We start from the raw sequence: 23,898 nt of genomic DNA on the forward strand, positions 1-23,898 counted from the left end.
GCCCGCGCGCGGCCGCCCGCCGCGATCACGGCTCGGCGGTGAGCTCGACGCCCGCGACCGGCTTGGTGAGCGCGCGCCCGGCGGCGCGCCCGTTCTTCAAGTAGCGCGTGAAGAACGGCACCGCGTAGCGCACGATCAGGCGATGCGCCTCGCCCTGCGGCACGTTGGTCGCGGGACAGCCGTTGCAGTCGTCGAAGAAGCTGAGGTGCGTGGCGTCCAGCAGCTTCACGAGGTAGCGCGGCCCCGCCCCCCTCGCGAAGGCCTTCTCCGACTCGGGCGTGAACGGGACGATCTCGTCCTTCTCGGCGCCCTGCACCATGAGCGGAATGCCGAGCGGCGCGATCACGTCGGCGCCGCCCGGCACGTTGGCCATCGCCGCGGTGAAGCGCGTGTCCTGCTGCGCCGACCACAGCGTCGTGAAACCGCCGTACGAGCCGCCGGTGATGCCGATGCCCGTCGGCCGGATGCGCTTCGCGAAGGGCGACGTCCGCGTCGTGCTCTCGGCGAGCACGCTGTCGAGCGTGAAGCGGACGTCGGGCACGCGGTTGCGGGCCGAGTCGGCGAAGGCCTGGAGGCACGCGCCGAAGCCGTCGGCGCGCGTGTTGCCGGGATGCGGCGGCGCGGCGACGATGAAGCCCCAGCTGGCGAGCGCCATCGTCAGGTACGTCGCCTCGTCCGGATCGCCGCAGCTGCCGTGCGAGTAGACGATGAGGGGGAAGCGGCCCTTCTTCACCTTCGCGTCGACGAGTCCGAGCGGCGACGGCGTGCCCGAGCGCTTCACGGTCGGGTACCAGACGCGCGTCGCGAGCACGCGCGGCGCACCGGTCGTCACCGACGTCTTCGTGTACGTGAGCGTCCGCACGCCGACGGCGTAGGGTCCGGGCCTGGTCCAGTCGCGCGCGGCGGCGGACGTCGTGAGGGCGAGGAGGAGGGCGGCGGCAGCGAGGGATGTGTGCATGCGGGGCGGGGACGCCGGAGCGTCCCGACCGTTGTCGCATCGGCGATCGTTGGGCGCCAGAGCAGAAGGCACCTCCCGTCGAGGTTGCCGGCGGGTCCGGATTGGGGGACGAATGCTCCCCCCGTGCTCGGCCTCGACTTCGGAACCACCAACAGCGCCGTCGCCGTCGTCGGTCCGGACGGCCAGCCGATCCTCGCCACCCACGGCGACGGCGACGCGCGCACGGCGACGTTCCGCTCGATCCTCTACGTCGATCCCGAGCTGCCGGGCGAGACGGGCCTGCCGCCGCGGGTCTCGGCGGGGCCGGCGGCGATCCGCGCCTACCTCGAGACCGGTGGGCGCGGGCGGCTCATCCAGTCGATCAAGTCGCACCTCGCGAGCCGCCGCTTCACGGCGACGAGCCTCTTCGGCGTGCAGTACCGGCTGGAGGACCTGATCGCGCTCTTCCTGCGGCCGTTGCGGCTGGCGGCGCGCGAGCAGCTCGGCGCCGCGGTCGACGGCCCGGTCACCGTCGGCCGGCCGGTGCGCTTCGCCGGGGCGCACGAGCCGGACGACGATCGCTTCGCGTGCGACCGGCTGCGCTTCGCCGTCGAGCAGGCCGGCTTCGGCCCGGTCAGCTTCGAGCTGGAGCCGCTCGCCGCCGCGCACCGCTACCGCCAGCGCCTCGACCACGACGAGCTGGTGCTGATCGGCGACTTCGGCGGCGGCACGAGCGACTTCTCGCTCGTGCGCCTCGGCCCGTCGGCGAGCGAGATCCTCGGCGTCGAGGGCGTGGCGCGCGCCGGCGACGCCTTCGACGCGCGTTTGATCCGCCACCTCGCCGCGCCGGGGCTCGGGCTCGGCTCGCTGCGGCGCACGGCCTTCGGGCGCGAGCTGCCCATGCCGACGTGGATCTTCGAGGACGTCGAGCGCTGGGACCGGCTCTCGTTCCTGAAGACGCGCGAGACGCAGGAGACGTTGCGTGCGCTCGAGCACGAGGCGCTGGAGCCGGAGAAGATCGCGGCGCTGCGCCACCTCGTCGAGGACGACCTCGGCTTCCAGCTGCACGGTGCCGTCGAGCGCACGAAGCGCGCGCTGTCGGCGCACGGCGAGGCCGATTTCGCGTTCCGCGATCCGCCGGTCGCGCTGGCGGCCCAGGTGGGGCGCCCCGCGATGGAGGCCTGGATCGCGCCGGAGCTGGAGGCGATCGCGGCGTGCGTCGATCGCGTGCTGGCGGCGGGCGGCGTCGATCGTCGCGACGTCGACGTCGTGTTCCTCACCGGCGGCTCGGCGTTCGTGCCCGCGGTGCGCCGCATCTTCGCGGCGCGCTTCGGCGCCGAGCGCCTGCGCGGCGGCGAGGAGCTGACGACGGTCGCGACCGGCCTCGCGCTGCGGGCGGCGCGGCCGGACGCGTAGCGTCGCCCCCTGACCCCAAGGCCGCTCCGCGGCCTACTCGAGGCGCGGCGCGGGAGTCTGCGTGAAGCCGTCGGGGATCTTCTTCACGTCCGCCGGCGGCGACGCCTTCGAGATCTCGAGCACCTCGGTGGCGTTCAGCAGCTCACCGCCGCCCATGCGCGTCGTCAGCGTGGTGCGCAGCGGCACGCCCTTGATCTGGGCGAGCGCCTTCGTGAGCTGCTCGGCCGGACCCTGGTGCGCGGCGGACTTCGACGACAGCTCGCGCCACTTCGTCATCGCCACCGGCACCGGCATGTCCTCCGTCGACCACACCGTGCCGCTGAACGGGCCGCCCTTCAGGGCGTACTCCTTGGCCGTGTAGCCGGCGATCTTCTCGGTCTTGCCGGTGGGCGTCACCACCACCGGCTCACCCTTCCCGAACATGCCCTCCATCTGCTGGCGGGCCTCGGGCGGCAGCTCGGCCATCTTCTTCTGCACCGCTTCGCCCTGCTTCTGGAGCTCGGCGAAGGTGATCTCGAAGTAGCTCTTCTTGTCCTTGTCGGCGATCGTCATGCGCTCGCCGTCGAGGTCGACGAGCGTGCGCGAGTCCGGGCTCTCGACCACCACGAGCGTGTCGGTGACGTACTGCGTCTCCTCGCGGGTGCGCTGCTCGCCGCCCGAGCCCATGGTCGTGCGCTGCTTGATGACGAGGTCGTCGGCGAGGGCGGGGAGCGCCGTGACGAGCGCGAGGAGGGCGGCGGTGGCGAGGTGTCGCATGGCGCGGGCTCTACCAGTCGGGGTGTGGGGCGTCGAGCCTCACCGTCCCCAGGCGAGGATCAGCTCGGCGGTGCGCTCGGGCGCCTCGAGCGGCATGAAGTGGCCCACGCCCGCGACCTCCGTCAGGGTCGAGCCCGGGCTCGCCGCGACCACCTGCTCGGCGTAGCGCCGCTCCGTCGGCGCCAGCTCGACCACGCGGCGCTCCTCGGCATGGAGCAGCAGGACGGGGATGCGGCCCGCGCCCGCAGCTTCGACGAGGCGCTCGCCGCCGAGCCGGCGCTCGTACACCGCCGCCTCGACGTCGCGCGAGCAGCGCAGCGTGCGGGTGCCGTCGGCGCCGAGCAGCATGCCGTCCTCGACGTAGTGCCGCACCGACTCCTCGGTGCAGCGCGCGAACAGGCGGTTGCGGCGCAGCGTCGCCACCGCCTCGTCGATCGGGCCCGGGAACGTACGCGGCGCCTTCTCGCGCGTGCCCCTCGCCAGCGCGGCGGCGCGCTCGGGATCGGCGGGCAGCAGGACCGGGTCCATCAGCACGAGGCGCCGGAACAGCCCTGGCGACTTCGCGCCCGCGACCAGCGCGCACGAGCCGGTGAACGAGTGGCAGGCGACGAGGTCGACGGGGCCGAGCCGGCGCACGACGCCCGTCAGGTCGTCGGCGAAGCGCTCCCAGGCGTAGGCGTCGAGGTCGGCGGGCACGCTCGAGCGGCCGTGGCCGCGAATGTCCCAGGCGACGACGCGATGGGTGGCGGCGAGGGGGCGCGCCAGCTCGGTCAGCGTGGTCGCGCAGAGGCTGTTGGCGTGCACCAGGAGGGCGAGCGGGCCGCCGGGGGGACCGGCGGTCCAGGCGGCGAGGGAGATGCCGTCGCTCGGCACGAGCGGCTCGGTGGGCGTCAGCACGTCGCTCACTGCGCGACTCCGAGGCCGACCGGGCAGGCGACGCCGGTGCCGCCGTGGCCGCAGTACCCCCACGGGTTCTTTGCCAGGTACTGCTGGTGGTCCTCCTCGGCCCAGTAGAACGTCGGCGCCGGGCGCAGCTCGGTGGTGATGGTCCCGAGACCGGCCTTCGCGAGCGCCGCCTGGTACGCCGCCAGCGACGCCTCCGCCGCCTCGCGCTGCGCCTCGGTCGTCCAGTAGAGCGACGAGCGATACTGGGTGCCGACGTCGTTGCCCTGCCGCATGCCCTGGGTCGGGTCGTGGCCCTCCCAGAAGACCTTCAGCAGGTCGTCGAAGCTCACCTGCGTCGGGTCGTGGACGACGAGCACGACCTCGGCGTGGCCGGTGCGGCCGCTGCACACCTCCTCGTAGGTCGGATTCGGCGTCACGCCGCCGCTGTACCCGACCGAGGTCGAGTACACGCCGGGGGTCTGCCAGAACATCTTCTCCGCCCCCCAGAAGCAGCCCATGCCGAGCTGCACCTGCTGCATGCCGCCGGGGTAGGGCGGCTCGAGCGGCGTGCCGAGCACGTAGTGCTTCGCCGGCACGCGCATGCGCGCGGCGCGGCCGGGGAGGGCTTCCTCGGGAGTGGGCAGGCGGAGCTTGGCGGAGCCGTAGGCCATGGCGCGAAGCTAGCAGCGACGGATCGCTCGGGCCATGCCGCCCGGGGTGCTCGGCGGTCGTCCACGCCCGGTTCGTGTGCCCCGGCCGGCGTCGAGGCGCCGGGCGACGACCGCGCCCGTCGTGTCAGGCGGCGTCGCTGCTGCGGGCGGGCGACGCGGGCAGGCGGCGTGCCGCCGCCGTCGCCAGCACCGCCGCGGCGCCCACGGCGGCGAACCCGCGCACGAGTCCCTCGCGCGTGTCGTTCGCCGTCGCGACCATCGCCCCGAGCACGCCGGCACCGAGCGCCGCGCCGATGACGTTGGCGAGCTGCATCGCCGCCGACGCGGTGCCCTCGCCGCCCTCCGGCGCCTCCTCGAGCACGATGAGGCTGACGGTCGCGTGCGTCAGCCCCATGCCGAGGCCGGCGAGGCTCCACGCCCCCCACACGAACGCGATCGACGCGCTGCCGGCGGCGCTCGCCGCCGCCGCCGCGACGCCGAGCGCGATGACGGCGCACCCGCTCGCGACCAGCGCGCGCCGGCTGCGTGTGCGCACGAGGCGGGCCTGGAGCCATGCACCGGCCGTCCAGGTGAGCGTCGCGCCGGTGAGCGCCAGCCCCGCCGCCGTGGCCGACTGCCCCAGCAGCGCCGTCGCCAGGAGCGGAACACCCGGCTCGGCGCCGAAGAACGCGACGCAGACGAGCCCGACGACGACGATCGCCGCCGGCAGCCCCGGCGCCAGCGTGAACACCCCTGGCGGCATGAGCGGCCGCAGCCCGGCGAGCGCGAGCAGCACGCCGCCCGCCAGGCACGGCAGCAGCGGGCCGCGGCGCTCGAGCCCGACGAGCAGCAGCACGACGCCGGCCGCGAGCACGACGGCGGCGGCGACGCGCCGGGCGGTGTCGGCCTCGGTCGGCACCGCGCGCGGCACGCGCCGCAGCGCCGGCACCGCGAGCGCCGTCGCGACGCCGAGGAGCGGAATCAGTCCGACGAAGATCACGCGCCAGCCGAGATGATCCGCGGCCACGCCTGCGAGCGCCGGCCCGACGAGGCCCGGCACGACCCACGCCGTCGACAGCACGGCGAGCATGCGCGGCCGCGCGTCGGCGGGATAGGCACGGGCGACCACGGCGTACACGACGGCCCACAGGGCGCCGCCGCCGAGCCCCTGGATCGCGCGCGCCGCGATCAGCGTCGGCGTGCCGGTCGCGCTGCCGGCCGCGCCGAGCCCGAGCGCGAACAGACCCATGCCGGCCGCGAACGGCGGCAGCGGGCCGAGGCGATCGATGCCCTGGCCGGCCGCGACCGACGCGACGACGTTGGCGAGGAAGAACGCGCTGAACATCCAGCCGTAGGCGTCGAGGTCGCCGAGCTCGCCGACGACCGCGGGCATCACCGTCGGCACGGCGAGCGCCTCGAAGGCGACCGCGGCCACGGTGAGAACGAGCCCCGCGGTGAGCGGCGCCGTCGCCGCTTCGCGGGCACGGGCGATCGCCTGCGTCCGGGACACGAGGCTTCCTGGCAGACGCCGCCCCGCCAGCCAAGCCGCGCGCGCGGCCTGCGGCTTGGGGCGGTGCGCCGGCGCGGATCACGCCGCGCGTTCGGGTGCGGGCACGACGTCGACCGACACCTGCATCGTGTGGGCGCCGCCGCCGAGGACGACGCCGCGCAGCGGGGCGACGTCGCCGTAGTCGCGGCCCCACGCCAGCGTGACGTGCTGCTCGCCGGCGATGCAGTCGTTGGTCGGGTCGACGTCGATCCAGCCGCCGCCCGGGATGTAGACGCCGAGCCAGGCGTGCGAGGCGTCGGCGCCGACGAGGCGCTCCTGACCCTCGGGCGGCGTCGTCAGGATGTAGCCGCTCACGTAGCGCGCGGGCAGGCCCATGGCGCGCACGCAGGCGATGGCGAGGTGGGCGAAGTCCTGGCAGACGCCGCGGCGGGCGGCGAACACCTCCGCGACCGGCGTCGAGACCGTCGTCGCGTGGGGGTCGTAGGCGAAGTCGGCGTGGACGCGGTGCACCAGGTCGAGCGTGGCGTCGAGGAGCGAGCGGCCCGCCCGGAACGACACGCGGGCCCAGTCGACCAGCTCCTCGCCCCAGGTGACCTGCGGCGACGGAAAGACGAACTGATACGCCGACAGCCCCTCGGCCGTGCGGTCGGTGCGGATGCGGTCGCGCACCTGCTCCCACGGCGGCGCGTCGTCGGGATCGAGCGGGGGGCGCGCGGTGACCTCGACGTCGCTCTTGGCGGTGACGACGAGCTTGCGGTGCGGCTCTTGCACGGCGACGAAGCTCACGACGTTGCCGAAGACGTCGAGATGCGACGCCAGCACCGCCGGCGCCGGGTCGACGAGGAGCTGCGTGCGCCGGGCGGTCTGGCTGCGGCCGCTGCGCGGCGTCAGGCGCAGCTCGTTGTGGCAGACGGAGACGACGTCCTCGTAGTGGTACGTCGTCGTGTGCGTGACGCGGTAGTTCACGTGCCCCCACCGAGCGGCCGCGAGGTCTCCGCATGGCTGAGGTAGCTGCGGGTGATGGCGTCGGAGAGCGCCGTCAGGTCCTGGTCGAGCGCCGCGAGCAGACCCGTCAGGTGGGCGCGGCGTCCCGTCGGATCGACGACGGCGAGCGCGCCGACGTCGGCGAGGCGCAGCCGGGTGGTGCTGGTGAGCGCCAGGCGCTCCTCGGCGCTGCGCATGGCGCGCGTCTCGTCGCGCGGCAGGCGGCCGACGTGCTTCTCGAGCGCGACGAGCTGGAACGCCACCGAGCGCGGGCTGGTCTCGTCGAGGAGGACGAGGTCGAGCACCGGCACCAGCTCGAGGGCGCCGAGGTAGCGGCGCCGGTAGGTGATGCCGAGGTCGAGCACGTCGAGGAGGGCGTCGAGCAGCGGGCCCTCGGTGTCGCGCGGGCGCCCGAGCGTCGTGCGCAGGAGCCCCGCGGTGTGCAGCGCGCGCTCGAGGCGCCGACCCATGTCGGCGAAGCGCCAGCCCTGGCCGCGCGTCATGCTCTCCATCGCCAGCCCGCTGAACGACGCCAGGCCGAGGACCAGACGGTTCAGCACCGCGAGCGCGACCCCGGGTGCGAACGGGCCGCCCGACGCCAGCTGCGCGACGTCGCGCTCGAGCAGCCCGAGCGTGCGCCAGGTGTCGAGCGAGATCTGATCGCGCACGACGGCGCCGAGCCGCTGCGCCGCCGCGACCGCGGCGCGCACCGAGCGTCCGCGCGGCGGCTCGAACGCCGCCGCGACCAGCGCGCGCTCGCTGAGGCGCGGGCCGTCGGTGCTCGCCTCGTAGGCGTAGCTCGGCGCGAGACGTGCCTGGTCGGCGTAGGCGTCGACCAGCGACATCACCTCCGCGCCGGCGCTGGATTCGTCGCCGAGCCGCGACAGGATGGCGCGCAGCAGGCGCGCCTGGCCCTCGGCGCGCTCGGTGTAGCGGCCGAGCCAGAAGAGGTCGTCGGCGACGCGGCTCGACAGCTCGCTGCCGCCGCGGGTGAGCTCGATGGGCGCGCCCGCGGGCCGGAGCAGGGTCACGGGCGGGACCGGGCCGTGCGAGCGGACCCAGGTGTCCTTGCTGCCGCCGCCCCGCTGCATCGAGACGACGAGCGAGCCGGCCTGGGGCGCGACCCGCGTCAGCCCGCCCGCCATCGCTTCGTAGCGGCCGTCGTTGGCGACGAGGAAGGTCCGCAGGACGATCGGCCGCGGCTCGACGCCGCCGCCGGTCCACACCGGCGCGGTCGAGAGCGCCATCTCCTCCTGGCCGACCCAGGCGTACGGTCGCGCGCGGATGCGCACGCGCAGCGCCTCGCGACCGACCGCGGTGAGCGCCGCGCCGAACACGGCTTCCTGCCCGCCGCCGGGGAACGCCGGCTTCACGACCAGACGCTCGAGGTTGGCTTCGACGTATGCGAGCCCGTCCGGCGTGCCGCACCACCACGTCGGCACGGAGGCGAGCGTCAGGTCTTCCCCGAGCAGGCGCCGGCAGAGCTGCGGCAGGAACGCCATCAGCGCCGGCGTTTCGACGACGCCGCTGCCGAGCGCGTTCGCCACGGTCACGGTGCCGGCGCGCACGGCCTCGACGAGGCCCGGGACGCCCAGCGACGAGTCGGCGCGCAGGCTGAGCGGATCGCAGAAGTCGTCGTCGAGGCGGCGCAGGATCACGTCGACGGGCTGGAGGCCGCCGAGCGTCTTCAGGAAGACGGCGCGATCGCGCACGGTGAGGTCGCTGCCCTCGACCAGCGCGAAGCCGAGATAGCGCGCGAGATACGCGTGCTCGAAGTAGGTCTCGTTGTACGGCCCCGGCGTCAGCAGCACGATGCGCGGGTTCTCGCGGTGGCGCGGGGCGAGGCCGCGCAGCGTGTCGCGCAGCGTGCGGAAGAAGCTCGCGAGGCGGAGCACGCGGCAGTCGCGGAACGGCTCGGGCAGCGTCTGGCGCAGCACGAGCCGGTTCTCGAGCGCATAGCCGGCGCCGGACGGCGCCTGCGTGCGGTCGGCGAGCGCACGCCAGCTGCCGTCGGGCGCGCGCGCGATGTCGGCCGCGTGCAGCGTGAGCCACGTGCCCTGCGGAACCTCGAGGCCATGGCACGGGCGCAGATAGCCCGCGTGGGCGAACGCCAGCTCGGGCGGGTAGACCCCCTCGCGCAGGAGGCGCTGGCGGCCGTAGAGGTCGGCGACGATCAGGTTGAGCAGCAGCGCGCGCTGTGCCAGCGACGCCTCGAGCGTGCGCCAGGCGTCGCCGTCGAGGACGAGCGGCAGCGGGTCGAGCTCCCACGGGCGCTCGACGCCGCGCGGGTCGCCGTAGACGTTGTAGGTGACGCCGTTCTCGTGCAGGAGGCGCCGCGCCTCGTCCCAGCGCCGCGCGAGCGCGTTCGGCCCGAGCCCCTCGATCGCGCGCACGAACGTCGTCCAGTGCTCGCGCGGCTGGTCCGCGCCCGCGAGCATCTCGTCGTACGCGCGCTCGGGCGGCGCGTAGCGCAGGCGCAGCGCGGGTTCGGCGGCGGGGCGGGCGGTGTCGCGGCTCAACGTCGAAGGTCCAGCGTCAGGGGGAAGTCGGGATGCGGTCGCTCGGGCGTCACCACCATGGTGCCCGGGGTGTGCCCGAATCGGAAGAAGCGGGCGATGCGGCGGGATTCGGCCTCGTAGGCGTTGACCGGGCGCGTCTCGTGCGCCCGTCCGCCGGGATGGGCCACGTGGTAGACGCAGCCGCCGATCGAGCGGCCCGCCCAGATGTCGACGACGTCGAACACGAGCGGCGAGTGCACGCCGATCGTCGGGTGCAGGCACGACGGCGGCTGCCAGGCGCGATAGCGCACGCCGGCGACGAACTCGCCGGCGGTGCCCGTCGGGTGCAGCGGCAGCGGGCGGCCGTTGCAGGTGACGACGTGGCGCGTGTCGGTCATCGCACGCACCAGCACCTGGAGGCGCTCGACCGACGAGTCGACGTAGCGCACCGTGCCGCCCTCCTCGCCGAGGACGTGCCAGGGCTCGAGCGCGGTGCGCAGGTCGAGCTCGAGCCCGGCGTAGGCGACGCTGCCCACGTGCGGGAAGCGGAACTCGAGATGCGGGCGGAACCACTCGGGATCGAGGTCGAAGCCGGCGTCGCGGCACTCGGCCAGCACGTCGCGCAGATCCTGGGCGAGGAAGTGCGGCAGCAGGAAGCGGTCGTGCAGGATCGTGCCCCAGCGGACGAACGGCCGCCGGTACGGCGTCTCCCAGAAGCGTGCGATCAGCGCGCGCAGGAGGAGCTGTTGCACGAGGCTCATGCGCGCGTGCGGCGGCATCTCGAACGCGCGCAGCTCGAGGAGCCCGAGCCGCCCGCGCGCGCTCTCGGGATCGTAGAGCTTGTCGATGCAGAACTCGGCGCGGTGCGTGTTGCCGCTGACGTCGACGAGCAGGTGGCGGAAGATGCGGTCGACGAGCCACGGCGGCGGCGTGCCCTCGCGCGGCAGCTCGGCGATCGCGATCTCGAGCTCGTGCAGCTGGTCGTGGCGCGCTTCGTCGATGCGCGGCGCCTGACACGTCGGGCCGATGAAGAGGCCCGAGAAGACGTACGAGAGCGCCGGGTGGTGCTGCCAGTAGACCAGCAGGCTCGCGAGGAGATCGGGCCGCCGCAGGAGCGGGCTGTCCCACGGGTACGCGCTGCCGATGGTGACGTGGTTGCCGCCACCGGTGCCGCTGTGACGCCCGTCGACCATGAACTTCTCGGTGCCGAGACGAGTGAGGCGCGCCTCCTCGTAGAGCCCGACGACGTGCTCCTCGAGCTCGCCCCAGTGGTCGGCGGGATGGATGTTCACCTCGAGGACGCCGGGGTCGGGCGTCACCTCGAGCTTGCGGATGCGGAAGTCGTGCGGCGGCTGGTAGCCCTCGATCAGCACGCGCATGCCGAGCGTGCGCGCGGTGTCCTCGACCGCGGCGACGAGGTCGAGATACGCCTCGGCCCACGGCGCCGGCGGCATGAAGACGTGCAGGCGGCCGTCGCGCGGCTCGACGCAGAGCGCGGTGCGCAGGAAGCCCGGCGGCAGCGGCTCCATGGCCGGCGCGTCCTTCTTCTCGCCCGGCTTGCGCGACAGCTGGAGCCGCGGCGGCAGCGTGCGGCGCGGCGCCATCGGATCGGTCTCCCATGCGAAGGCGCGCTCGCCCTCCGGCAGCCAGGGCAGCGAGTCGAGCGGCAGGCGCAGGCCCATCGGCGAGTCGCCGGGCAGGAGGTACATGCGCTCGGTGCGCAGGAACCAGCGGCCGGTCTGCCAGCCGACGTGCGAGGTCCAGCCGGTCGGCGCGAGCGGCAGCGCGTAGCCGACGATGCTGCCGAGCCCCTGCTCGAAAACGCGCGCCAGCCGGTCGCGCTCCAGCTTGTCGTCGAGCTTGTGGTCGAGGGGATCGATGTTCACCGGCAGCCGGCGCTCGCGCGCCATGTAGTACCAGATGTCCTCCCACGCCGGGATGGAGCGCTCGGGCTCGATGCCGAGACGCACCGCGAGCGCGGTGATGAACTGCTCGGCGTGCGCGGCGGTCATGCCGTCGGAGACGCGATCGTCGGCGACCAGCGACTTGTCGGTCCAGATCGGCTCGCCGTCGCGGCGCCAGTAGCAGCCGAGCGCCCAGCGCGGCAGCGGCTCGCCCGGGTACCACTTGCCCTGGCCGAAGTGCAGCAGCGCGCCGTCCGCGAAGCGGTCGCGCAGGCGCCGCACGAGGTCGCCGGCGAGGAGGCGCTTGTCGGGCCCGAGCGCGGTGACGTTCCACTCGTCGCCGTCGGGATCGTCGATCGACACGAAGGTCGGCTCGCCGCCCATGGTGAGGCGCACGTCGCCGGCGGCGAGGCGCGCGTCGACGGCATGTCCGGCGGCGCTGATCGCGGCCCACTGCGCTTCGCTGTAGGGCAGGGTGACGCGCGGATCCTCGTGGATGCGCTCCACCTTCATCTCGAAGCCGAAGTCGCACTCGAAGTCGCCGCCGACGATGCCGCTGATCGGCGCCGCCGACGACGGATCCGGCGTGCAGGCGAGCGGAATGTGTCCCTCGCCCGCGAACAGGCCCGAGGTCGGATCGAGTCCGACCCAGCCCGCGCCGGGCAGGTACACCTCGGCCCAGGCGTGCAGGTCGGTGAAGTCGTGGTCGGTGCCCGACGGCCCGTCGAGCGCCTTCTCGTCGGCCTTCAGCTGGATCAGGTAGCCCGACGCGAAGCGCGCGGCGAGGCCGAGGTGGCGCAGCACCTGGACCAACAGCCAGCCCGAGTCGCGGCACGAGCCCCTGGCGAGGCCGAGCGTCTCCTCGGTCGACTGGACGCCGGGCTCCATGCGGATGACGTAGCCGATCTCGCGCTGCAGGCGCTGGTTCAGGTCGACGAGGAAGTCGATCGTGCGTCGCGGGGTGCGGTCGATCGAGGCGAGCAGCGCCTGGAGGCGCGGCCCCGCCGGCTCGGTCTCGAGGTACGGGCGCAGGTCCTTGGCCTCGGCCTCGGAGTAGCGGAAGGGCGCCTGCTCCGCCGCGTCTTCGAGGAAGAAGTCGAACGGATCGATCACCGCCATCTCGGCGACGAGATCGACGTCGACGGTGAACTCCTCGACGAGCTCGGGGAAGACGACCCGCGCGAGCCAGTTGCTCTGCGGGTCCTGCACCCAGTTGAGGAAGTGCGGCTCGGGCTCGACCTTGATCGAGTAGCTCAGGATGCGCGTGCGCGCGTGCGGGGCGGGTCGGAGCCGAATCGTCTGAGGGTACAGCTGGACCTGACGGTCGTAGCGGTACCGCGTCGCATGGTGCAGGGCCACGTTGATGGACATCGGCGTCTCCGCAGATCCGCCGCGCTCGGCCGGCCCCCCGACCGGGGACGAGCGCTGGATCCGTCGGTGCCGCGTCGCGCCCTTCGGCGCGAGCGCGGCTGCAGGGCGCGCACGCTCACGGGAGCGGGAGCCGAGTAGGCGATGGGGCTCGCCGTCGCGGCGTGCGGCGCCGGGAAGGGATGCACAGCGACTCGCGACCCTACGGAACGGCGCGTTACCCTGTCAAGGTTGGGTTCGTGCACCGAGGCGGGTTGTCGGCGGCGCCGGTGCCGCGCTACAGCCCGGCCATGCCCTACCGCGTGATCCAGTGGTCGACCGGCAACGTCGGCAAGCTCGCGCTGCGCGCGATCATCAATCACCCCGAGCTGGAGCTGGTCGGGCTGTGGGTGTCGAGCGACGCCAAGGCCGGGCGCGACGCCGGTGAGATCGCGGGTCTGGCGCCGGTCGGCGTGCGCGCCACCACCGACGCGGAGGCCTTGCTCGCGCAGGACGCCGACTGCGTCTGCTACACGGCGACCGCGGATCTGCGGCCGGCCGAGGCGATCGAGGACATCTGCCGCATCCTGCGCGCGGGAAAGAACGTGGTGTCGTCCTCGTTCGTCCCCCTCGTCTATCCGCCGGCGGCGCCCGCGGACATGGTGGAGCAGCTCGAGCAGGCGTGCCGCGACGGCAACACCTCCTGCTACACGTCCGGCATCGATCCGGGCTTCGCGAACGACGCGCTGCCGCTGCTCCTCATGAGCGCCTGCGAGCGCGTCGACTCGGTGCGGGTCATGGAGATCGTCAACTACGACACCTACGACCAGCCGACCGTCCTCTTCGAGACGATGGGTTTCGCGAAGCCCCTCGATCACACCCCGTTGCTGTTGATCCCCGGCGTCCTCACGCTGGCCTGGGGCTCGGTGGTGAAGATCCTCGCCGCCGGGCTCGGGGTCGAGGTCGAGGAGATACGGGAGATCTACGAGAAGATCCCGACCGAGCGCGCCTTCGACATTCGCCCCGGCCACGTTCCGGCCGGCACGATGGCGGCGCTGCGTTTCGAGGTGCAGGGCCTCGTCGGCGGCAGGCCGCGCATCGTCCTGGAGCACGTCACGCGCCTGCGCGACGACCTGGCGCCGGACTGGCCGCAGCCGGTCGGCGACAGCCGCGGATGCTACCGGGTCGTCGTCGAGGGCTCGCCCCGCTTCGTCTGCGATCTCGCCTTCGAGGGCGAGGACGGCGATCACAACACCGGCGGTCTGGTGGCGACGGCGCTCCGTCTCCTCAACGCCATTCCGGCGGTATGTGCCGCCCGGCCGGGGCTCCTCTCGCCGCTCGACTTGCCGCTTTACACGGCGCGCGGCCTGATGGTGTGAGATACCCCATTCCCTTGTAATCGGCCGTGGGTTTTGACACTCCCCTCTTTAGGTAGGGACGTGTCGTTCGATGCACTGCGGCCGGAGGTTCCGGCGTTCGACTGGAGTGCCTGGCTCCGCGCGCTGGGCAGCCGGGTGCGACGTGTCCGCACCTCCCTGGGAATGTCCCAGGAGACGCTCGGCCGATTGGCCGGGTGCAGCCAGGGGGCGATCAGCCGGCTCGAGCAGGGCGTCGCCCGCCACACGCCGATGCTGGTCGTCGCACGGGTCGAGCGCGCCCTGCGCGCCGAGCTGGAGCGGCTCGCGGGCGACGACCTCGGTGCCGACGAGCGCCAGCTGCTCGAGCGCGGCATCCTCACCGATCCGGTCCCGATCTACGACGCCGTGGCGATGGCCGCAGGCGCCGATCCGCTCCTCGTGCGCGTGCTGACGGCGTGGCGCAGCCTGCCGCCGGAGCGCCGTCCCGCCTTCATCGTCGCGCTGCGCTCGGCCGCCGAAGCGCTGCGCAACGGCTGACGCGCGCGCCGCTCGCCCCCATAGCCGCCGGCGGCACGCCGCATGCCGGATGCGGCATCGGTCGCCCGGAGTCGACCAGCGCCGGGGCACGGACGGCGTCAGGGCAGCGCCGCCTCGGCATCCTCCTGACGGCGGCGCGCGACGGAATCCACGTCCGCACGACGCGCACTCGCGGCACGGGGATTGTTACGCGACCGAACGATGGCGCGCCCCGGGCGGGGTGCCCCGGGGAGGTGTCGTCGGATGTTCGTCGACTTCGAGATCACCACCGAGGATCGGATCGAGCGACTGAGCGCGGCGCTCGCTGCGCTGGCGGCGCTCGATCAGGAGCCGCAGGAACGCCTCGACCGCGCCCTCTCGCTGTTCCGGCGCGCCTTCAAGGGCGAGCCGCCCGCGGGGCCCGTGTGCGACGCCTTCCGCCGCATCTGGGTCGCGATCGGCGACCCGCCGTACGGCACCTGGCCCGGCGCCCATCTCGCGACGCTGTCTCCCGAGGAGCAGCAGGCGATCGTGGCGGGCCTCGTGGAGCTGTACGCGGCGGTCGTCCGCGAGGCCGGCGTCGCGCGTGCGGCGGCCTGACGACACAGCGATGCGCCTCGACGCGTCCGCACGGGCGATGTCGGCGAACGGGCACGGCGCCGCGGCGCGGCCGGCGCGCGGAGGGGGACTCCGCCTCCTGGAACGCCCGACCGGCGGCATGCGCGTCGTCTACGAGGTGGTTCGCGTCCTGCTCATCGCCGCTGCCCTCGCCGGCGCGGCGCAGCCGTTCATGCATCAGGCCGGGTTCCCCGACCCCCTCGACGTCACCTTGCGCTGAGCGCGGCTGGCCCTCATGGGCTCGGCTGTGTCAGAACCTCGGCGCCCCATGGCCGACGCGCAGCCGTCCGCGGCGCCCGAGACCCTCGCCTACCTGCGCGACGGGGCCGGTGCCGGCATCGATGCGGTGGACGCCTCGAGCCTCGTCTACGGCCCGGACGGCCGCCCGGCCCGCCTCGGCAAGGAGGGCTTCGAGCACCTCGTGCGCAAGCTCGAGATACTGCGCTGGCTCGAGCGCTTGCCGGTGGAGAGCTTCCTCGAGGTGGGCGCCGGTCTCGACCACGTCCCGTGCCTCGTCCGCGAGCGCCACGGGGCCGACGCCTACTACGCCGACGTCAACCACGCCGTGACCCTGCCGGGCGGCACCGAGCGCCTGGGCAAGCTCGACCACGGCGTCACGCTCGACGTCAGCCGCCTGCCGTTCGCGGACGACTCCTTCGACGTGGTCCTCGCCTCGGAGGTGCTCGAGCACCTCGTGCGCCCGGTGGAGGCGCTCGCCGAGCTGGTGCGCGTCGCGCGCCGCGCGGTGGTGATGACCAGCCTCGAGGCGCTCGCCCCCGGCCGCCTGGCCCGCCTGCTGGCACACCTGCGCATCGACACCCGCGTGCCGCACGTCGAGCGCAACTTCTTTCTCGCGCGCGAGTTCCACGCCTTCTTCGGCGCCGACCTGCGGCACGAGGCGCTGTTCTCGTACCTCGACGCGCCCGCGAGCCCGTTCTGGCCGCGTGCCTGGATCGACGCCGCCTTCGCGGCGATCCAGGACGTCGACGCGCTGGTGGCGGCCCTCGTGCGCGCCGCGACGCCGCGCCCGCACGGACCCGGCACGATGGGCATCCTGCTGGTGAAGGTGCAGCCGGGCACGACGCTGCGTCCGCCGCTCGACGCCGATGCGGAGCGGGCGCTGGCGCGCTGGCTCATCGGCACCGAGGCGGAGCTGGAGCGGGAGTCGTACGAGCTTCTCGCCTCGCACGCGGCGTGGACGCTGCGTCCCGAGCTGCGACCGGCGACCCCGCCGCCGGCGCCGGACCGTCGGGTCGCGGCGGCGCTCCTGGGGTGCCTGCGCTGCCCCGACTGCCGCGGCCCGCTCGCGCCCGCGCCGATGGCGCTGCGCTGTGCGCCCTGCGGCACGGCGTTCCCGACCGAGCAGGGCGTGCCGATCCTCTTCCCGACCCGTGCGCACGACGGGCTCGACGAGGCGGTCCGGCGCCTGTGCGGCGACGACGCGGCGCGGGCCCGCGTCGTGCGCCGGCTCGCGGCCCGGCTGCGGCGCAACGAGCGGCCGCCGGGGGTGCTGCGCCGGGCGTTCTGGGGGCTCGACCGGCTCGTCGTGCGGGCCGCCGGATGACCCCGGATCGGCGCTATGCCCGCTACGTCCTCGGCATCCTCGTCCTCGTCTACGTCTTCAACTTCCTCGATCGGCAGATCCTCGCGATCCTGGCCGAGCGCATCCGCGCCGACCTCGGTATCTCCGACGCGCAGCTCGGGTTCCTCTACGGGACCGCGTTCGCGGTGTTCTACGCCGTCTTCGGCATCCCGCTCGGGCGACTGGCCGATACCTGGGACCGGCGGCGGCTGATCGCCGTCGGGCTCGCCGCCTGGAGCGGCATGACGATGCTCTCGGGCTTCGCGCGCACGTTCGGGCAGCTGGCCGCGGCGCGCATCGGCGTCGGGGTGGGCGAGGCGAGCGCGGCGCCCGCCGCCTACTCGCTGCTCTCGGACTGGTTCCCTCCCGAGCGGCGCGCCACCGCGCTCGCGATCTACTCGAGCGGCATCTACATCGGCGCGGGCCTCGGTCTCGGCATCGGCGGCCTCGTGGTCGACCGCTGGGACGCCGCCTGGGGCGGCGGACCGACGCCCTTCGGGCTGCGGGGCTGGCAGGTCGCGTTCCTCGTCGTCGGGCTGCCCGGGCTTCTGCTCGCGGGCTGGGTGGCGACGCTGCGCGAGCCGCTGCGGGGGCAGGGCGAAGGGATCGTCGTGCCGCCGCATCCGCATCCGTTCCGTGCCTGCGGCGAGGAGCTGCTCGCGGTGCTGCCGCCCTTCACGCTGCTCACGATGGCGCGGCTCGGCGGGCGGGCGCTCGCCGTGAATCTCGCCGTCGCCGTCCTCGTCACCGCCGCGGCGTGGGGCCTCGTCGCCTGGCTCGGGACGCCGGCGCAATGGCTGGCGCTCGGCGTCGGCGTCTATGCCGGCGTCTCCTGGCTCCAGGCCCTCGCGCGCCGCGATCGGCCGACGTTCGCGCTGCTCACGCGCACGCCGTCGCTCGTCCTCGCCGGCCTCGGCTTCGCGCTGCTCGCCTTCGTCGGCTACGCGCTCGGCTTCTGGCTACCGGCGTTCTTCATGCGCGTGCACGGGCTCGACGCGGCCCGCGCGGGGCTCGTCCTCGGCGGTGCGGCCGCCGCCGGCGGCTGGCTCGGCACGACCCTGGGCGGGCTGTGGGCCGATCGGCTTCGCCGTCGCTGGCCGGCGGGACGGCTCCACGTCGGTGTCGCCTGCGGGCTCCTCGGCGCGCCGCTCGCCGCCTGGATGCTGACGACGGAGCATACGACGCTCGGCCTCGTGCTGAGCTTCTTCGCCACCGCCGCATCGAGCCTGTGGATCGGGCCGGGCGCGACGACCGTGCAGGACCTCGTCATGCCGCGCATGCGCGGCACGGCGTCGGCGGCCTATCTGATGGTCGTCACCTTCATCGGTCTGGCGCTCGGGCCCTACGTCGTCGGCCGGCTGAGCGTCGCGACCGGCGACCTGCGGACCGCGCTGCTGCTCGCGCTCGTCGCCGGCCTGCTCGGTGCAGCCTGCCTCGCCGCAGCGGCGCGCCACCTCGCGGCCGACGAGGCGACGCGGCTCGCCCGCGCCCGCGCCGCCGGCGAGCCGCACTGACGGCCGGCGCCGGCGCCGGACCGTCGGTGCACCGCCGGCCGGCCTCCGGAGACGGCGTCAGGCCTCGGTCTCGCCGATGCGGCGGAAGCGCGGCGGCCGCTTCTCGAGAAACGACACGACGCCCTCGCGGAAGTCGGGCCGATTGAAGCTGTCGAGCATGAGGCGGATCGCCTCCTTCTCGGCCGGGCCGAGCTCGCTCTCCCAGTGCTGCCAGACCTGCCGCTTCATGACCGCCATCGACGCGGGCGAGCAATTGGCGGCCAGGTCGGCGACGTAGGCGCGCGTTGCCGCAAGCAGCTCGTCGTGCGGCACGACGCGGTTGACGAGCCCGATGCGCGCCGCCTCCTCGGCGTCGACGCGGCGGGCGGAGAAGAGGAGATCGAGCGCGTGCGCGGTGCCGACGACGCGCGGCAGCAGCCAGCTGACGCCCCACTCGGCGATCAGCCCGCGACGCGAAAAGGCGGTGGTGAAGGTGGCGCGGTCGGAGGCGAAGCGGAGGTCGCAGGCCAGCACGATCGGGATCGCCATGCCGGCGACCGGGCCGTTGATCGCCGCGATCACCGGCTTCCGCACCGAGATCACGTAGGTGTAGGTGCCGCGGAACGACGCTCCGGCCTCCGGGTCGCCGGGGTCGGCGGCGAGCTCGGCGGAGGGATCGGCCGGTGCCTGGCCCTCGGTCATGCTGCGCAGGTCGTTCAGATCGGCCCCCGCACAGAAGCCGCGGCCGGCGCCGGTGATCACGATGCCGACGACGCGCGGGTCGTTCTCGGCCGCCGCCAGCGCATGCTTCACCTCGGCGCCCATGCGCATCGTCCATGCGTTCAGCGCCTGCGGGCGGTGGAGCGTGATGGTGGCGACCGGGTCGTCCACCGCGTACTCGATCTCCTGATACATCCGACGAACCTCCGTCGCGCCGAGTACCAGAGGCGTCGCATCGAGGACAACGCGCGGCTGGCGGCTGGCGGCTGGCGGCGCGGCGTGCGACACGGGCGCATGCGACGTGGCCCGCTGCTGGCATTGGGACTCGCTGCCTTGCTCGCTTGCGGGCGAGGCGCGCCGCCGATCAGCGTCGATCCCACCTCGCAGCGTACGCCACCCGCAGGCCCGGTCGTCGGCTTCACCGGCCGCTACGGCAGCCACGCCTGGCGCGGCCTGCCGTACGCCGAGCCGCCCACGGGTGCGCGCCGCTGGCGCGCGCCGGCGCCGGCGGCGCCGTGGCGCGACGTGCGCGAGGCGCTGGCGCCAGGCGTGGCGTGCGTCCAGTACGCGAGCATCTTCGGCGGCGTGACCGGCGGCGCCGGCGAGGTGGTCGGCGACGAGGACTGCCTGACGCTCGACGTCTGGGCGCCGCGCGTCGCCTCCGAGGCGATCGCCGGCGCACGCTGGCCGGTGATGGTCTGGATCCACGGCGGCGGCAACACCATCGGCACGACGCGCTTCTACGACGGTGGACATCTCGCGCAGACGCAGCAGGTGGTCGTCGTCGCGATCCAGTACCGCCTGGGTCCGATGGGATGGTTCCGCCATCCCGCGGTGCAGTCGCCGGACGCGAGCCCCGAGGACCGCAGCGGCAACTTCGGCACGCTCGACATGATTCGCGCCCTCGAATGGGTGCGCGACAACGTCGCCGCGTTCGGCGGCGATCCCAGCAACGTCACGATCTTCGGCGAGTCGGCCGGTGCCACCGACGTCTTCGGCCTGCTCGTGGCGCCGCCCGCACGCGGTCTCTTCCACCGGGCGATCGCCCAGAGCGGCGGCCTGCACTTCGCCACCATCGACGCGGCGGAGGGGCGCCAGGCCGCGCCCTCGCCCGGCCCCGCGAACGGCAGCGCCGACGCGTTGGCGCGGCTTCTCGTCGCCGAGCACGAGGCCGCCGACCCCGCCGCCGCGCGGGCGCTGGTCGACGCCGCCGCGCCGGGCGCGCTCGGCGCGGCGATGCGGGCGCTGCCCGCGGCGTCGATCATGCGCGCCTACCCGCCGGGCGAGGGCGGCAGCGGGCTCATCCAGATGCCGCTCGTGATCCGTGAGGGGACCGTGATCCCCACCGAGGAGCCGCTCGACTTGCTGGCGCGCGCCGGCGGTCATGCCGCCGTACCCGTGATGGTCGGCACGAACCGCGACGAGATGAAGCTCTTCATGGCCAACGACCCGGCGCGCGTGTGGAAGCTCTTCGGGCTCTTCCCGCGCATCCGCGATCCGCGCTGGTACGACCTCAGCGCCGAGTACCACTCGCGCATGTGGAAGGCGACCGGCGCCGACGAGCCGGCTGCGCGCCTCGCCGCGGCGGGAACCCCCGTGTGGGTCTATCGCTTCGATTGGGACGAGGAGCCGACCGTCTTCGGTACCGATCTCTCGCAGCTGCTCGGCGCCGCGCACGGCTTCGAGATCCCGTTCGTCTTCGGGCATTGGGATCTCGGTCGCGCCGCGAACGCGGTGTTCGACGACGACAACCTCGGCGGCCGCAACGTCCTCGGCGCGCAGATGGCGTCGTACTGGACGCAGCTCGCCGTCGGCGGCGATCCGGGCCAGGGCCGCGACGGCAGCGCGACGGCGTGGACGCGCTGGGACCCGGCGCCGGGCGCCCCGCGCTGCCTCGTGCTCGACACGCCGGCGGGCGGCGGTCTGCGCATGGTGAGCGAGGAGGTGACGCGCACCGCGGTGCTCGACGCCGTCGCGCGCGATCCGCGCCTCGCCACGCCGCGCGACCGCTGCCGCATCCACCACGAGCTGGTCGTGTGGGGACGCGGCACCGACCGCGACGACTACGCGGTGCGCTGCCCCGACTTTCCCTTCGACGGCTATCCCTGGGAGTGACGGTGCCTCAGGCCCCGTCGCGCCGCAGCCAGCCCTCGTCGCGTACCGGGTCGGGCGGCAGCGTCAGGACGTCGCCCGCGAAGAAGCTCACCAGGTAGTGCACGATGTCCTTCACCGAGACGATGCCGACCGCGCGCCCGGCGGCGTCGACGAGCGGCACGTGCCGGTAGTCGCCGACGCTCATGCGGTGCAGGCAGTAGACGATCGGATCGTCGGGGCTCAGCGTCTCCGGGTTCGGCGTCATCAGTAGATGCACCGGGCGCTCGAGGTCGGCGGCCTCCAGCTTGAGGAGCAGGTCGCGCTCGGTGAGGATGCCGATCACGCGCCCCGATCCCGCCTCGACCACGAGGACGCATCCGACGTGCCGCTCGCGCATGATGCGCACCGCTTCGGCGAGGCTCGCGTCGGGCGCGACGGTCAGCGGCGAGCGTGGGTTCAGGCGGCGGATCGGCTCGTGGACGGCGCGCTTGTCGAGCACGGGGCCCAACCGCGGTGGGAGATCGACGCTGGCGACGTCCATCTCCTCCTCGATCTCGGGGCTCATGGTGGACCTCCCTTCGGACTCCCCGTCGCCCTACACCCGTTGCCGCGAACCTGTAAACCCGGGTGAATGGACGGAAAAGTCCATCTTGCGGCTCCACCCTGCCGATGATAGCCGCACTACTGGCAACGAAGCCCCACGCCAGTTTCTGGATCCGCCCGCTCGGACGTATTCCAGCGAATGGCATTGGCAACGGAAAGAGGAGAACGTCGAGTGGGCACGAAGCTGTATGTCGGGAACCTGTCCTTCGAGCTGTCGGAGGACGAGCTGAAGGATGCCTTCGGGGGCGACGGGCGTGAGGTCCGCGAGGTCGCCATCATCATGGACCGGGCGACGGGACGGTCGCGGGGCTTCGGCTTCGTGACGATGGGCTCCGACCGTGATGCCCAGGCGGCCATCACGGCCCTCGACGGGCAGGAGCTGGGCGGCCGCCGGCTGCGCGTCAGCGAGGCGATGGAGCGTCCGGACCGCGGTGGCGGTGGCGGCGGACGTGGCCCTGGTGGCGGTGGCTTCGGCCGCGGCGGTGGCGGCGGTGGCGGCCGCGGCGGCTTCGGCGGGGGCCGCGGGGGCGGCGGCGGGCGTCCGAGGTTCTGATCCGTCCAGGAGGGTAAATGGCTGCAAGCCGTCGTCCGTCGGTCACCAAGCGACAAAAAGAGCAGCGGCGCGCGGAGAAGCGCTCCAAGAAGGAAGAGAAGCGGCGGGAGCGCGACGCCGCCAAGCTCGATCGTCCGCAGGTCGCCAACGGCGAGGATCCGGACATCGCGGGCATCGTGCCCGGGCCACAGCCCCCTCTCGAAGATTTCGACTACGACTAGACCGCCGAGCGTGCGCTCGGCGGTCGTCTTCGACTGCGACGGCGTCCTCTTCGATTCCTGGGACGCCAACGTCGCCTACTACAACGCGATCCGGTCGGCCCTCGGTCTGGGGCCGATGGAGGCGTCGTTGGAGGCGGCGGCGCACGTCCTCTCCGGGCCGGAGGTGATCGAGCGCATGTTCGCGGACGATCCCACCCGGCTCGAGCGTGCCCGCGAGCTCGGGCGCACCATCGACTACACCCCGTTCTACGCGCTCATGGCCCCCGCGGCCGGGCTCTTCGACGTGCTCGGCACGCTGCGTGGATCGCATCGTCTGGGCATGGCGACGAACCGCGGGCGCACGGTGACGGGCGTCGTGGAGCACTTCGGCCTCGGCGCGTTCCTCGATGCCGCCGTCGGCATCGAGGACGTGCCGCGCCCGAAGCCGCACCCCGACGTCATCACCGAGTGCCTCGTGCGTCTCGGCGTCGCGCCCGCCGCTGCGCTCTACGTCGGCGACGCGCGCGGCGACCTGCTCGCCGCCGAGGCGGCGGGCGTCGCCTTCGTCGCCGTCGGCGACGCGCCCTGGAGCCCCGCGCGGCTCGCGACGTTGGCGGAGCTGCCGGCATTCGTCGCGGGTCTCGGCCTCGGCAGCGGTTGATTGGGACTCCGGCGCGTGCGAGCCGGAACGGAGTGATCTTTCTCGTCGTCTACGGCTCCGTGCGCACCGCGCGCCAGGGCATCCGCGCTGCACGCTTCATGGTGCGCACGCTCGAAGCCCGCGGCCACGAGGTCGTGCTGCTCGACGCCAAGGAGCTGGCGCTGCCGCTCCTCGACCGCATGTACAAGGAGTGGCCCCGCGGCAGCGCGCCCCCGGTGCTCGAGCGGCTCGCCGGGGACATTCGCCGCGCCGACGGCGTGGTGCTCGTGACCGCGGAGTACAACCAGAGCGTCCCGCCAGGGCTCGCGAACCTCCTCGACCACTTCCTCGAGGAGTGGTTCTGGAAGCCGTCGGCCATCGTCTCGTACTCGGCCGGCTCCTTCGGCGGCGTGCGTGCCGCGATCCAGCTGCGCATCATGCTGGCCGAGCTTGGGATGCCGAGCATCCCGTCGACGCTGCCGGTTCCGAAGGTGCGGGACGCGTTCGGTGAGGACGGCACGCCCACCGATCCCGCCTGGGAGCGCCGCACGAAGCGCTTCGTCGACGAGCTCGAGTGGTATGCGCGCGCGCTCCGCAACGAGCGCCGCGGCGGTACGCCCTACTGAGACGCGAC

22 protein-coding genes are annotated in these 23,898 nt (G+C 73.8%); 12 read left to right on the forward strand and 10 right to left on the reverse strand.

Annotation, left to right across the window (positions count from 1 at the left end; translation table 11 throughout):
• Positions 1–25 precede the first annotated feature (25 nt).
• The gene (locus tag KIT14_05490; protein ID MCW5889988.1) at positions 26–655 is read right to left on the reverse strand and encodes a prolyl oligopeptidase family serine peptidase; all 630 of its coding nucleotides are present in this window, start codon (positions 653–655) and stop codon (positions 26–28) included.
• Here KIT14_05490 and KIT14_05495 point away from each other — a divergent pair.
• The gene (locus KIT14_05495; GenBank protein MCW5889989.1) at positions 611–2,353 is read left to right on the forward strand and encodes an Hsp70 family protein; all 1,743 of its coding nucleotides are present in this window, start codon (positions 611–613) and stop codon (positions 2,351–2,353) included. The two genes, KIT14_05490 and KIT14_05495, sit on opposite strands and share 45 nt — an antisense overlap.
• A gap of 33 nt (positions 2,354–2,386) precedes the next feature.
• Here the strand turns inward: KIT14_05495 and KIT14_05500 are convergent, their stop codons facing one another.
• The 7 genes from KIT14_05500 to KIT14_05530 all read right to left on the reverse strand — a co-directional run bounded on the left by KIT14_05500 (position 2,387) and on the right by KIT14_05530 (position 12,911).
• Positions 2,387–3,109 carry a DUF4412 domain-containing protein gene (locus KIT14_05500; GenBank protein MCW5889990.1) on the reverse strand — a complete coding sequence of 241 codons (723 nt, stop codon included), beginning with the start codon at positions 3,107–3,109 and terminating at the stop codon, positions 2,387–2,389.
• A 39-nt stretch (positions 3,110–3,148) separates the two neighbouring features.
• Positions 3,149–4,015 (reverse strand): alpha/beta hydrolase, encoded by an 867-nt coding sequence (locus KIT14_05505; GenBank protein MCW5889991.1) that lies wholly within the window; start codon positions 4,013–4,015, stop codon positions 3,149–3,151.
• A complete protein-coding gene (gene msrA, locus KIT14_05510; GenBank protein MCW5889992.1) occupies positions 4,012–4,665 on the reverse strand; it encodes a peptide-methionine (S)-S-oxide reductase MsrA in 654 nt (217 codons plus the stop codon). The genes KIT14_05505 and msrA overlap by 4 nt, the downstream gene beginning before the upstream one ends.
• Before the next feature lie 124 nt (positions 4,666–4,789).
• Positions 4,790–6,154: an MFS transporter gene (locus tag KIT14_05515; GenBank protein ID MCW5889993.1), complete on the reverse strand. Its 1,365-nt coding sequence runs from the start codon at positions 6,152–6,154 to the stop codon at positions 4,790–4,792.
• Positions 6,155–6,232: 78 nt separating this feature from the next.
• Positions 6,233–7,120 (reverse strand): transglutaminase family protein, encoded by an 888-nt coding sequence (locus tag KIT14_05520; protein MCW5889994.1) that lies wholly within the window; start codon positions 7,118–7,120, stop codon positions 6,233–6,235.
• Positions 7,117–9,576 carry a circularly permuted type 2 ATP-grasp protein gene (locus KIT14_05525; protein MCW5889995.1) on the reverse strand — a complete coding sequence of 820 codons (2,460 nt, stop codon included), beginning with the start codon at positions 9,574–9,576 and terminating at the stop codon, positions 7,117–7,119. Before KIT14_05525 ends, KIT14_05520 begins: the two co-directional genes overlap by 4 nt.
• Before the next feature lie 77 nt (positions 9,577–9,653).
• Positions 9,654–12,911 (reverse strand): transglutaminase family protein, encoded by a 3,258-nt coding sequence (locus KIT14_05530; protein MCW5889996.1) that lies wholly within the window; start codon positions 12,909–12,911, stop codon positions 9,654–9,656.
• Positions 12,912–13,198: 287 nt separating this feature from the next.
• On the opposite strand from KIT14_05530, the gene KIT14_05535 reads away from it, so the two are divergent.
• The 6 genes from KIT14_05535 (at position 13,199) to KIT14_05560 (ending at position 18,475) form a co-directional block, all read left to right on the forward strand.
• Positions 13,199–14,266, forward strand: coding sequence for a diacylglycerol kinase (locus KIT14_05535; protein MCW5889997.1), 1,068 nt, complete (start codon positions 13,199–13,201; stop codon positions 14,264–14,266).
• Between the two features lie 60 nt (positions 14,267–14,326).
• The gene (locus KIT14_05540; GenBank protein ID MCW5889998.1) at positions 14,327–14,782 is read left to right on the forward strand and encodes a helix-turn-helix domain-containing protein; all 456 of its coding nucleotides are present in this window, start codon (positions 14,327–14,329) and stop codon (positions 14,780–14,782) included.
• Between the two features lie 243 nt (positions 14,783–15,025).
• Positions 15,026–15,361, forward strand: coding sequence for a hypothetical protein (locus tag KIT14_05545; GenBank protein MCW5889999.1), 336 nt, complete (start codon positions 15,026–15,028; stop codon positions 15,359–15,361).
• Between the two features lie 10 nt (positions 15,362–15,371).
• The gene (locus KIT14_05550) at positions 15,372–15,599 is read left to right on the forward strand and encodes a hypothetical protein (GenBank protein MCW5890000.1); all 228 of its coding nucleotides are present in this window, start codon (positions 15,372–15,374) and stop codon (positions 15,597–15,599) included.
• 48 nt (positions 15,600–15,647) lie between these two features.
• A complete protein-coding gene (locus KIT14_05555) occupies positions 15,648–16,943 on the forward strand; it encodes a methyltransferase domain-containing protein (GenBank protein ID MCW5890001.1) in 1,296 nt (431 codons plus the stop codon).
• Complete coding sequence (locus tag KIT14_05560; GenBank protein ID MCW5890002.1) at positions 16,940–18,475, forward strand: MFS transporter; 1,536 nt, start codon at positions 16,940–16,942, stop codon at positions 18,473–18,475. The genes KIT14_05555 and KIT14_05560 overlap by 4 nt, the downstream gene beginning before the upstream one ends.
• A gap of 57 nt (positions 18,476–18,532) precedes the next feature.
• On the opposite strand, the gene KIT14_05565 is transcribed toward KIT14_05560, so the two are convergent.
• Entirely contained in the window at positions 18,533–19,369 is an 837-nt protein-coding gene (locus tag KIT14_05565; protein MCW5890003.1) for an enoyl-CoA hydratase, read from the reverse strand.
• Positions 19,370–19,468: 99 nt separating this feature from the next.
• Here KIT14_05565 and KIT14_05570 point away from each other — a divergent pair, with 99 nt between their 5' ends.
• Positions 19,469–21,289, forward strand: coding sequence for a carboxylesterase family protein (locus tag KIT14_05570; GenBank protein ID MCW5890004.1), 1,821 nt, complete (start codon positions 19,469–19,471; stop codon positions 21,287–21,289).
• Positions 21,290–21,296: 7 nt separating this feature from the next.
• Here the strand turns inward: KIT14_05570 and KIT14_05575 are convergent, their stop codons facing one another.
• Positions 21,297–21,833 carry a CBS domain-containing protein gene (locus tag KIT14_05575; GenBank protein ID MCW5890005.1) on the reverse strand — a complete coding sequence of 179 codons (537 nt, stop codon included), beginning with the start codon at positions 21,831–21,833 and terminating at the stop codon, positions 21,297–21,299.
• A 210-nt stretch (positions 21,834–22,043) separates the two neighbouring features.
• Between KIT14_05575 and KIT14_05580 the strand changes: the two genes are divergently transcribed.
• The 4 genes from KIT14_05580 to KIT14_05595 are packed head-to-tail and all read left to right on the forward strand — an operon-like array spanning position 22,044 to position 23,890.
• On the forward strand, positions 22,044–22,424 hold the full coding sequence (locus tag KIT14_05580) for an RNA-binding protein (protein ID MCW5890006.1): 381 nt from the start codon (positions 22,044–22,046) through the stop codon (positions 22,422–22,424).
• A gap of 17 nt (positions 22,425–22,441) precedes the next feature.
• Positions 22,442–22,645, forward strand: coding sequence for a hypothetical protein (locus KIT14_05585; protein MCW5890007.1), 204 nt, complete (start codon positions 22,442–22,444; stop codon positions 22,643–22,645).
• Positions 22,646–22,655: 10 nt separating this feature from the next.
• Positions 22,656–23,285: an HAD hydrolase-like protein gene (locus KIT14_05590; protein MCW5890008.1), complete on the forward strand. Its 630-nt coding sequence runs from the start codon at positions 22,656–22,658 to the stop codon at positions 23,283–23,285.
• A gap of 32 nt (positions 23,286–23,317) precedes the next feature.
• Entirely contained in the window at positions 23,318–23,890 is a 573-nt protein-coding gene (locus KIT14_05595; GenBank protein ID MCW5890009.1) for an NAD(P)H-dependent oxidoreductase, read from the forward strand.
• The last annotated feature ends 8 nt before the right edge of the window (positions 23,891–23,898 follow it).

The organism is bacterium (assembly GCA_026129405.1).
GTDB lineage: Bacteria > Desulfobacterota > Binatia > DP-6 > DP-6 > JAHCID01.

Coding starts and splice junctions, on each gene's coding strand:
- KIT14_05570 (MCW5890004.1), top strand. CDS start 19,469: ATGCGACGTGGCCCGCTGCTGGCATTGGGACTCGCTGCCTTGCTCGCT.
- KIT14_05550 (MCW5890000.1), top strand. CDS start 15,372: ATGCGCCTCGACGCGTCCGCACGGGCGATGTCGGCGAACGGGCACGGC.
- KIT14_05565 (MCW5890003.1), bottom strand. CDS start 19,369: ATGTATCAGGAGATCGAGTACGCGGTGGACGACCCGGTCGCCACCATC.
- KIT14_05555 (MCW5890001.1), top strand. CDS start 15,648: ATGGCCGACGCGCAGCCGTCCGCGGCGCCCGAGACCCTCGCCTACCTG.
- KIT14_05560 (MCW5890002.1), top strand. CDS start 16,940: ATGACCCCGGATCGGCGCTATGCCCGCTACGTCCTCGGCATCCTCGTC.
- KIT14_05575 (MCW5890005.1), bottom strand. CDS start 21,833: ATGAGCCCCGAGATCGAGGAGGAGATGGACGTCGCCAGCGTCGATCTC.
- KIT14_05585 (MCW5890007.1), top strand. CDS start 22,442: ATGGCTGCAAGCCGTCGTCCGTCGGTCACCAAGCGACAAAAAGAGCAG.
- KIT14_05535 (MCW5889997.1), top strand. CDS start 13,199: ATGCCCTACCGCGTGATCCAGTGGTCGACCGGCAACGTCGGCAAGCTC.
- KIT14_05500 (MCW5889990.1), bottom strand. CDS start 3,109: ATGCGACACCTCGCCACCGCCGCCCTCCTCGCGCTCGTCACGGCGCTC.
- KIT14_05545 (MCW5889999.1), top strand. CDS start 15,026: ATGTTCGTCGACTTCGAGATCACCACCGAGGATCGGATCGAGCGACTG.
- msrA (MCW5889992.1), bottom strand. CDS start 4,665: ATGGCCTACGGCTCCGCCAAGCTCCGCCTGCCCACTCCCGAGGAAGCC.
- KIT14_05495 (MCW5889989.1), top strand. CDS start 611: ATGCGGCGGCGCGGCGACGATGAAGCCCCAGCTGGCGAGCGCCATCGT.
- KIT14_05490 (MCW5889988.1), bottom strand. CDS start 655: ATGGCGCTCGCCAGCTGGGGCTTCATCGTCGCCGCGCCGCCGCATCCC.
- KIT14_05525 (MCW5889995.1), bottom strand. CDS start 9,576: ATGCTCGCGGGCGCGGACCAGCCGCGCGAGCACTGGACGACGTTCGTG.
- KIT14_05530 (MCW5889996.1), bottom strand. CDS start 12,911: ATGTCCATCAACGTGGCCCTGCACCATGCGACGCGGTACCGCTACGAC.